Consider the following 9105-nt stretch of genomic DNA (forward strand, 5'->3'; position numbering starts at 1 on the left):
GTAGTGTGGGGTTTCCCCATGTGAGAGTAGGTCATCGTCAAGATTAAATTCCGAAACCCCAATTGCGAAAGCAGTTGGGGTTTTGTTTTGCCCGCAGGAAAGTTTGGCCAACGTTTGAAGATCGGGTTTACCCTCAAGTTCAAATTAGAAGCCCCGTCGTAATAACAATTACGACGGGGCTTTTGCATTACAGTCAGCCGACGAATTGCCATGGCGAACCCTTGTGACTTAATTTTCGTCTTACGGGAGGAAAGCCATGATGCCCATGCTACGGTCGTGCGGCGGCTGTTCGGCGTGCCGGTTTTGGCATGGAAGATCCGATTGCGCTTGTCCACCGGGGCGAACAGCTCATGGCAGGCATCGTCGCATTCCGAAGTGCCGAGGAACAGGAAGCCGCCCGGGCGCAGGGCGAAGTGGAACATCTGCAGGATTTTGCGCTGCACTTCGCGATCGAGATTGATCAGCAAAGATGCATCGAGGGGATCAACTGCACAGCTAATTGCACAGAATAATCCCGACTCATGATTCTGCCTTCAACAGTTTTGGCAGGCAGACGTGCAGTGCCTTTTATCTGGACATCCCGGGAATCACGACTGCACCATGATTTTCGGCAGCGGATGGCCTACACGGCTAACCTTCGTTCAGGTCAATTTGCCCCGTTGAAGTACTGACATCGATGATATGTCGGCGACCGTAGACTGAATATGTAAGGCTGCCGTCCTCGCTGTCCGGTTTACGCAATGCCAGTTGCGCGAACAAGCCATTCTTTTCGCTGTAACTGCCGAACCAGTCAATCAAGGCGCCGATGTAACAATCATTGCCAATGAAGACAGGCAGGTCGGCGACTTTTTCAATGCTGTAATGCGCCGGGCCAAAGCTGTAGTAATCGTTTTCACCGGCGCCGGTCGCCGGAATAGGGCAGAGCGGTTCTTTTGAAGGGATAGCGGCGGTTTCAGTGACTTTGGCCACAGCCTGATTAAGCGCTCGGTGCAGATCGGGTTCGAGTTCAAACGTGCTGTTGCCGTCGTCCTTGTGTTGAAGAGCGGGCACGTCGAGGGCATAGCGATAACGAATCGTCACCGTCGGCACCTGGACGTTGATTTTCAGCGGGTTGAGCAAGTAGACCCGATCAACGCCGTACTCGCTGTTTCGATAGGCCGCGTAAGTCTTGCCGCGCAGGTTTATCCAGTCCACCGACTGATTGGCGCCGCGATCATTGGTGTAGAACAGTGAACTGTCGGGCTCAACAGAACGTTTGATGAACCGTTCGCCGTCACGCCGCCAGGTTTCCACATAAGTGAACAGACCGGTGCCCCCGGCGTAGGTATTTACGATCAGATCGCGCTGCCCGTCGCCATCCAGATCCTGCAAGGTGTAAGACGTCAGGCCGGTTTCGGCAGCGTCATTGATCCGGGAGGCGGTCAGCGCTCGCCATTCATCGGCACCAACGCCTTCGGGCTGCGATGTCGGAAAGTGTGTTATCAAAGAGTCCTCTGCACTGGCCTCACCGTGAAAACCGCCAGCAGGCGTTTTCACGGCGAGCGCGGCGAGTACCCGATCCAGCGCAAATTCTGGATCATCTTTACTGGCGGCTTGAATACGCTTTTGCAGATCGTCCAGCGCCTGTTTATCGAGGTCATCCGGTTGATAGGCCACCGCTGCCTGCCACTGCGCGTGCAACGCTTGCAGACGCTCGCGATATTGCTGATCCAGGCAGGAAACGTCTTCGGCGCAGGCATTGCGGGCTTTTAACCACAGCCGTTGAGCGCGCTTGAGTTCAGCTTGTGCGGGACCAGAGGCTTTGAATAAATCCCGATAAATCGCGCCCATTTGCGCGTCCACTTCATACAACGATTTGTTCGCACAAACAGTGTTTTCGACGGCATTCGCCGCTTTTGTGCAGTCCATTCCGGCCGCCATGGCCTGCTGAATAAACAGCAGCACACAGACGGACACGATGCAGCGTCCTTTGATGTACACGATGTAAGCCCTGTAGTGGGGAGTTATGCCGGCGCGCAGGGTAATCGCTGGGCGAGGAATGTTGAAGCGCTGGCTTCAGGGAACCGCACTTGTGGCCGATAACCCATTGGGTGACTTCAACGTCGCGCGAAATCGCTTGATAGCATTTGGCCGGCAGCTATTATCTGCGCGCCTGAAATTGCCCTCACTTCAATTGCCTGGAAATCTTCGATGCTGTCGTATCACCAAAAGAGTTTTCTGATCGTCGATGATTTCTCGGATTTCCGCAGTTCCGTCCGTTCGATGCTGCGTGAGCTTGGGGTCAAGGATGTCGACACCGCCGACACCGGTGAGCAGGCGCTGAAGATGTGTGCGCAGAAGTCCTACGATTTCATCCTGCAGGACTTCCATCTCGGCGACGGCAAGAAGAACGGCCAGCAAGTACTCGAAGACCTGATGCTGGAAAAACTCATCAGCCATGAAGCGGTATTCGTCATGGTCACCGCCGAGACCAGTCAGGCGATGGTGCTCAGTGCCCTGGAGCATGAGCCGGATGCGTACCTGACCAAACCGTTCAACCGTTCCGGCCTGGCTCAGCGCCTTGAGCGTCTGGAGCAGCGCAAGACGTTGCTCAAACCGATTCTGCAAGCCCTCGACCGTGGTAAACCGGTCGAGGTGCTCAATGCCTGCATTGCCCTGTGCAAGCAGGACATTCGTTATTCACCGTTATGCCTGCGTTACCGCGCCGATGCGTTGCGCGACATGAACCAGAACGAAGCGCTGGAGCGTCTCTACGACAGCATCATCGCCGACCGGCCGTTGCCTTGGGCGTTTGCCGGACTGGGCAAGTTGTTGTTCAAGCGTGGGCAAGTCGCTCAGGCAAAAGGCGTCTATGAAAAGGCGCTGAAGGTGTTTCCGATGATGCCGTCGTTGTACGACGGCATGGCCGACGTGCTGGTTGCCGAGGGTGATACCAAAGGTGCGCAGCAGGTGCTGGAAGAGGCCATTCGTCTGTCGCCACTGGCGGTGCGTCGCCAAGCCTTGCTGGGCAAGCTTGCAATGGCCAACGAAGATTTCGACACCGCCTCACGCGCCTATCGTCAGGCCGTGGCGCAGGGGGCGCAGTCGCGTTTCAAGGATCCGGAAAGCAATCTGGGCCTGGCTCATGCGTTGATCAGCAAAGGCAGCGAGCGCGGTCTCGATACGCGTACGCGGCTGGAGATCAACACTACCCTCAGCGCTGTCGCCAAAGAGAACCCGACTGACCCCGGCCTGCAGATTCGTGCGCGCCTGATGAAGGCTACCAGCCTGCTGCTCAACGATGCCGAAACTGCCGACAAGCTCACCGAACAAGCACTGATGCGTCTCGACGGCATGGAACAGTTCATGAGTCCGGAAGCGGCGCTGTTGGTCGCCAAGCAGTTGCAGATGCTCGGTCAGGCCGAGGCGGGCACCTCGATGCTCAAGAGCTGCGCGGAAATCTACGGTGATGATCCGGCGGTGATGAAAGACATCGCCAAGCTCACCGATGACCCGACTATTCTCAGCTCCAGTAACGCCGCTGCCGACCTCAATCGTCAGGGCGTGCGCGTGTACAAGACCGGCAATCTGGTGGAGGCCCGCGAGGTGTTCCGCAAGGCGCTGAAGATGCAACCGAAGAACATCAGTATTGCGCTGAACATGGCCCAGTCGCTGCTGCACGGCACCGACACGTCGGTGCCATCGGCGGAGCTGGAAGAATGTCGGGCCTGCCTGAAAATGGTCGGCCTGATGCCCGACACCGACGCGCGTCATGCGCGTTATCAGAAGCTGAAAAGCAAGGCGTTTGGCGAATGAGCAACGACAAGCAGGCGCTGGATTTTTCCACGGTGATCGCCTCCACCGTCCACGACATGAAAAACTCGCTGGCCATGCTGATGCAGGCTCACAGCCAATGGCTCGCGCGGTTGCCGCAAGCGCAGCGCGAAGGTTCGGAGCAGGGCGTGATCGACTTCGAGTTCGCCCACCTCAACGGCATGCTCGTGCAATTGCTCGGGCTGTACAAGCTCGGCGTCAACCAGATGCCACTGCAACCGGCCTATCATGAACTCGACGACTTCATCGAAGCGCAACTGGCGTCGCATCAAGAGGTGTTCGCCAGTCGCGGGATCGTCGCCACGTATGAAGTTGATCCGTTGAGTCCGCTGGGGTTCTTTGACCGTGAATTGATTGCCTCGGTGCTCGGCAACTGCATCAACAATGCGATTCGCTATGCCCGCGAATCACTGCTGATCACCGTCAGTGACGAGGCCGGGCAACTGGTCCTGAGCATCAACGACGACGGCGACGGTTACCCGGCCGAGATGCTCGAGCGTCAGGCCGATTACGTGCAGGGCATCAACCACAGCAGCGGCAGCACCGGGCTCGGTTTGTATTTCGCCAACCGCATCGCAGCGCTGCATCAGCGTAACGGTGTTGAAGGTCGCACCGAAATTCGCAACGGCGGCCCATTGGGCGGCGGTGTGTTCAGCCTCTACCTCCCTTGATATTGCACCGATGCTTGTAGGAGCTGCCGCAGGCTGCGATTTTTTGATCCTGGAAAAACAACATCAAAAGATCGCAGCCTGCGGCAGCTTCTACAGGGGGTATTCGCGTTGTTTGTTTTTTTGTTTTGACGCTGCTTGATATTCCGAACAGCCGAAGCCTATTTTGTACGGGTCGCCGTTCGCGGCTCGCACAATAACAAGGATTGCGTCATGACAACCGATGGCCAGCGTTCACTCGCGCAGCGACTGACGGGCATTGATGAGATTGAATGTGTCACGCCGGATTTGAACGGCGTGCCGCGAGGCAAAGTGATGACCGCCGAAGGTTTCCTCGAAGGGCGGCGTTTGCAGATGGCGCGGGGAGTGCTGCTGCAATGCATCATGGGTGGTTATCCGGCGGCGCGCTTTTACGGCAGCGATGACGGCGACCTGGCACTGGTTGCCGAACCGTCGATGATCCATCCGCTGCCCTGGAGTGACGAGCCGCGTGCATTGGCCATTTGTGATGCGGATGAGCTGACCGGCGAGAGCTCCAATCTGTCGACTCGGGGCCAGCTCAAAAAGGTCATTGCTCGTTACGCCGCGCGCGGCCTGGTGCCGGTGGTGGCGACCGAGCTGGAGTTCTTTGTCTTCGCCCCGAACACTGATCCGACCCAACCGTTCCGTCCGCCTGTTGGCCTCGACGGCCGGCGCGAGGATGGCCAATCGGCATTCAGCGTCAGTTCCAACAACGGTCTGCGGCCGTTCTTCAATGAAGTCTATAAATGCATGGCCGCTCTCGGCCTGCCGCGCGACACCTTCATGCATGAAATGGGCGTCAGCCAGTTCGAGATCAATCTGCTGCACGGCGATCCGCTGCTGCTCGCCGATCAGACCTTTCTGTTCAAACACCTGCTCAAGGAAGTCGCGCTCAAACATGGCCTGAGCGTGGTGTGCATGGCCAAGCCGCTGGCGCACACGCCGGGCAGTTCGATGCACATTCACCAGAGCATCGTCGACATCGATACTGGCAAGAATGTGTTCAGCGCCGAGGACGGCCAACCGACGGCGATGTTCCGCCACTTCATCGGTGGGCAGCAGGCAGGCATGGCAGAGTTCACCGCACTGTTTGCGCCCAACGTGAACTCCTATCAGCGTCTGTGCCACCCGTTCGCTTCGCCGAACAACGCGTGCTGGTCCCATGACAATCGCGCCGCAGGCTTGCGTATTCCCGCCAGTTCGCCGGTTGCCCGTCGGGTGGAAAACCGTTTGCCCGGCGCCGATGCCAACCCGTATCTGGCGATCGCCGCCAGTCTGGCCGCGGGTTTGCATGGCATCGAGCATGAACTGGAGCCGACGGCAGCGATTCAGGGCGAGTTCGAGGTGCCGGACAACCTCTCGCTGCCGTGTACCTTGCATGCCGCGCTCGAGCGTCTGAAACGTAGCCAATTGGCGAGGGAACTGTTCGGACAGGAGTTCATCGAAGGCTACATCGCTTCGAAGACCATGGAGTTGACCAGCTTCTTTGATGAAATCACTCCCTGGGAACGGCGTGTTCTAGCAGCCCAGGCCTGACGAACCGTCGCCATCGGGCTATCGTTTTGGTAGCCCGATATTTACTGCAAGGAGCCGCTCGGAACGCCGATGCGCCAAATCTGGAAATCCTTTCGAGCGCTGTATTTCGCCTCGCTGATGATGTTGATCGGCTCGGGCCTTCTATCCACTTATCTGGCCTTGCGCCTTGCCGCTGACAACGTCGACGGCCTGTGGGTCGGTGCGTTGATGGCGGCCAACTATTTCGGCCTGGTGCTGGGCGGCAAGATCGGCCACCGGTTGATCGCTCGGGTCGGGCATATCCGTGCGTACTCGGCGTGCGCGGGGATCGTCGGCGCGGCGGTGCTCGGTCATGGCCTGGTCGACTGGCTGCCGGCATGGCTGGTGCTGCGGACCATCGTCGGTCTGGGCATGATGTGCCAATACATGGTCATCGAGAGCTGGCTCAACGAGCAGGCCGATGCCAATCAGCGCGGTCTGGTATTCAGTGGTTACATGATCGCTTCGTATCTGGGCCTGGTCCTGGGTCAGTTGATTCTGGTGATGCACCCGGGGCTGGGTCTGGAACTGCTGATGCTGGTCGCCCTGTGCTTTGCGTTGTGTCTGGTGCCGGTGACCCTGACCCGACGTATTCACCCTGCGCCCTTGCATCCGGCGCCGATGGAACCGCGCTTCTTTATCAAGCGGGTGCCGCAGTCCTTGAGCACGGTGCTTGGTGCCGGTTTGATCATCGGTTCGTTCTACGGCCTGGCACCGCTGTATGCGTCTCAGCAGGGCCTGTCGACCGAGCAGGTCGGTCTGTTCATGGGTAGCTGCATCTTTGCCGGCTTATTGGTGCAGTGGCCGCTGGGCTGGTTGTCCGATCGTTACGACCGGGCGCTGCTGATTCGCTGCTTTGCCGGGTTCCTGGCAGTGGCGGCGTTGCCGTTGGCGGTGCTGCCGCAGGTTCCGCTCGAGGTGCTGTTTGGGGTTGGTTTCCTCTGTTCACTGGTGCAGTTCTGTCTGTACCCACTGGCGGTGGCATTCTCCAATGACCATGTCGAGGGTGATCGGCGGGTGTCGCTGACCGCGATGCTGTTGGTGACCTACGGGGTCGGTGCGAGCATTGGGCCGCTGCTCGCGGGTGTGCTGATGAAGCTGTTCGGTAGTCAGAGCCTGTATGCGTTTTTCAGCTTCTTCGCGCTGGTGCTGGTGTGGCGGATCAGGCCGAAAGCCGTGACCAATCTGCATCAGGTCGACGATGCGCCGCTGCATCACGTGGCCATGCCCGACAGCATGTCCAGCTCGCCATTGGTGGCTGCCCTTGACCCGCGGGTCGACGAGCAGGTGGTGCAGGAGCAGATGGTGCAGGACCCAGTGCAAGCGCCAGTGAGCCCCGAGCCTGAAGCCGATACGCCGGCCGCGCCTGCGACAGAAACCGAACCGGACGCTGACAACGACAAGCCGACCCCGGATCTCAGTGGCGGCCGGCCTTGAACTGAACAAAAAGCATCGCGCACAAAAAAGGGCAGTCCCGCCAAGGACTGCCCTTTTTATTTGCCGCTGAGAATCACATGTCGTCTTTATCGAAACGGCGTGCTTCACGCTGCAACTGATAAACGAAACGCTCAACGTTGCGCGCGGCCGGGCCACTGATGTTGTGAAAGCGCAGGCCGGCAAAGGTGATGTTGAGTTTTTCCTCGAAATGCAGGTAGCGCAGTTCGACGGCGGTCGGTTGATTGCCGAACAGCGGCGGGGCGATCAGGCGGTCGTAGACCTGGCCCAGTTGCAGGCGGTCAGTAATGTCGCCTTCGAAACGCAGCTTGCAGCCGGTCGCGGAAATATCCAGCAGTTTGCCGTTGATCGGCGACTTGAGTTTCTCGCCACCCAGTTCGACGCTGACCAGGTCGGTGAGTTTCAGCGCGGCGCGGAAAGCATTGCGGCGCTGGTGGTAAACCACTTCGGTAGGCAGGTCGCCGGTGTAGAAACGGTCGCCTTCGGATTCTTGAATGTTCAGCGTGCCGTTGCATTCCCAGGCGATACGTACACCGTCGTGGAAACCTTCAACCTTGAACGGTTCGCCGGCCAGCAGGAAGCGTTCACCGTCGCGCGGGATCATTTCATCGAGGGCGATGGAGGCGGTGTCACGGTCAACTTTGATCAAATAGCTCTGAAAGCGCTGGCTGCGCTCGTGGAACGTGATGATCAAAGGATCGTGGCTGTCTTGTAACTGACGCAGGTTGCTGGAGATTTCCAGTGGCGTGGTGAGCACCTTTGGGGGCTGCGGAGCATCATCCGCGCTTAGGGCGTTGGACACGGTTTATCAATCTCCAGACAAAATATGACGACTAGCCAGCATTTTGCCAGCATGTTTCGCGGGTTGATAGAGCTGGCGCATCAACGGCTCATGCCTGGCTGAGCGGACGCGGTACGGCGGGTTTGGCAAAAGTGCCGCTGGCGTTGTAAAGCGCTGGCGCTTCACCACCGGTGAGGATCTTCAGCTGATTGGCCGTGGCGGCCTGCTGGATCTGGATCGACTGACCATTCTTGAGGTTGGCGGCTTGGCATTGCGCGATCAGATCGGTCAATGCGTCGCCTTGCGTCAACAACTGCTCGCCAATGCTCGACTGGCCAGCCAATTGCTCAAGGCCTGTACGATCAGTCGGCAGATTGAGGCTGGCGAGGATTTCGCTGCGCTTGCGGCCATGCTGTTCAAGCAGAATGATCAATGCCTGTTTGTGCGCCAGAATTTCTTCCAGCAGGGGCATGTCGCGACCGTGCAACGCGAGGGATTCGGTTTGCAGCAACTCCAGCAATTGTTGAGCTGGAGCAAAGTCGTCGTTGATCAGTTGCAATAAATTAGTGTCGTGCATGGCTGGCCTTGGGTTTTAAGCGTCCAAAAGCCTGGCGCCGGCAAAAGCCTAGCGCTGGGCTTCGAAGTTGAGCAGTTTGCTGGCTACACGGTTGCTGTCGACTTTATAGCTGCCATCGGCAATCGCGGCTTTCAACTCGGCCACACGGGCTTTGTCGACAGCAGGCTGATCGCGCAGCTTGTCAGTGACCTACTGCAACTGTTGAGCCTCATTGATTAGGTGTACCGATTCCCCGG

General features: G+C 58.3%; 7 protein-coding genes and 2 pseudogenes (1 of these 9 only partly in view). 4 read left to right on the forward strand and 5 right to left on the reverse strand.

Going from position 1 to position 9105, the window contains the following annotated elements:
• Window positions 1–275: 275 nt before the first annotated feature.
• Together ACIPIZ_RS28265 and ACIPIZ_RS28270 are read right to left on the reverse strand one after the other, a co-directional pair.
• Window positions 276–470 (reverse strand): annotated as a pseudogene (locus ACIPIZ_RS28265) (hypothetical protein); the annotation flags it as partial.
• Window positions 471–630: 160 nt separating this feature from the next.
• Window positions 631–1956: a lysozyme inhibitor LprI family protein gene (locus ACIPIZ_RS28270; RefSeq protein WP_401168752.1), complete on the reverse strand. Its 1326-nt coding sequence runs from the start codon at window positions 1954–1956 to the stop codon at window positions 631–633.
• Window positions 1957–2190: 234 nt separating this feature from the next.
• On the opposite strand from ACIPIZ_RS28270, the gene ACIPIZ_RS28275 reads away from it, so the two are divergent.
• The 4 genes from ACIPIZ_RS28275 (at window position 2191) to ACIPIZ_RS28290 (ending at window position 7493) form a co-directional block, all read left to right on the forward strand.
• Complete coding sequence (locus ACIPIZ_RS28275) at window positions 2191–3795, forward strand: tetratricopeptide repeat-containing response regulator (RefSeq protein ID WP_064391664.1); 1605 nt, start codon at window positions 2191–2193, stop codon at window positions 3793–3795.
• Complete coding sequence (locus tag ACIPIZ_RS28280) at window positions 3792–4484, forward strand: sensor histidine kinase KdpD (protein WP_064391662.1); 693 nt, start codon at window positions 3792–3794, stop codon at window positions 4482–4484. Before ACIPIZ_RS28275 ends, ACIPIZ_RS28280 begins: the two co-directional genes overlap by 4 nt.
• Before the next feature lie 312 nt (window positions 4485–4796).
• The gene (locus ACIPIZ_RS28285; protein WP_401168766.1) at window positions 4797–6038 is read left to right on the forward strand and encodes a glutamine synthetase family protein; all 1242 of its coding nucleotides are present in this window, start codon (window positions 4797–4799) and stop codon (window positions 6036–6038) included.
• A 69-nt stretch (window positions 6039–6107) separates the two neighbouring features.
• Window positions 6108–7493: an MFS transporter gene (locus ACIPIZ_RS28290; protein ID WP_105709226.1), complete on the forward strand. Its 1386-nt coding sequence runs from the start codon at window positions 6108–6110 to the stop codon at window positions 7491–7493.
• Between the two features lie 73 nt (window positions 7494–7566).
• Here ACIPIZ_RS28290 and ACIPIZ_RS28295 read toward each other — a convergent pair whose 3' ends face one another.
• The 3 genes and pseudogenes from ACIPIZ_RS28295 to flgM form a co-directional block, all read right to left on the reverse strand.
• Window positions 7567–8313 (reverse strand): flagellar brake protein, encoded by a 747-nt coding sequence (locus ACIPIZ_RS28295; RefSeq protein WP_064391656.1) that lies wholly within the window; start codon window positions 8311–8313, stop codon window positions 7567–7569.
• 88 nt (window positions 8314–8401) lie between these two features.
• Window positions 8402–8869 (reverse strand): flagella synthesis protein FlgN, encoded by a 468-nt coding sequence (locus tag ACIPIZ_RS28300; protein WP_064391653.1) that lies wholly within the window; start codon window positions 8867–8869, stop codon window positions 8402–8404.
• A gap of 48 nt (window positions 8870–8917) precedes the next feature.
• Window positions 8918–9105, reverse strand: a pseudogene (gene flgM, locus ACIPIZ_RS28305) (flagellar biosynthesis anti-sigma factor FlgM) (it continues 135 nt past the right edge of the window).

The sequence above is a fragment of the Pseudomonas sp. NPDC087690 genome, from assembly GCF_044743175.1.
Taxonomy (GTDB): Bacteria; Pseudomonadota; Gammaproteobacteria; order Pseudomonadales; family Pseudomonadaceae; genus Aquipseudomonas.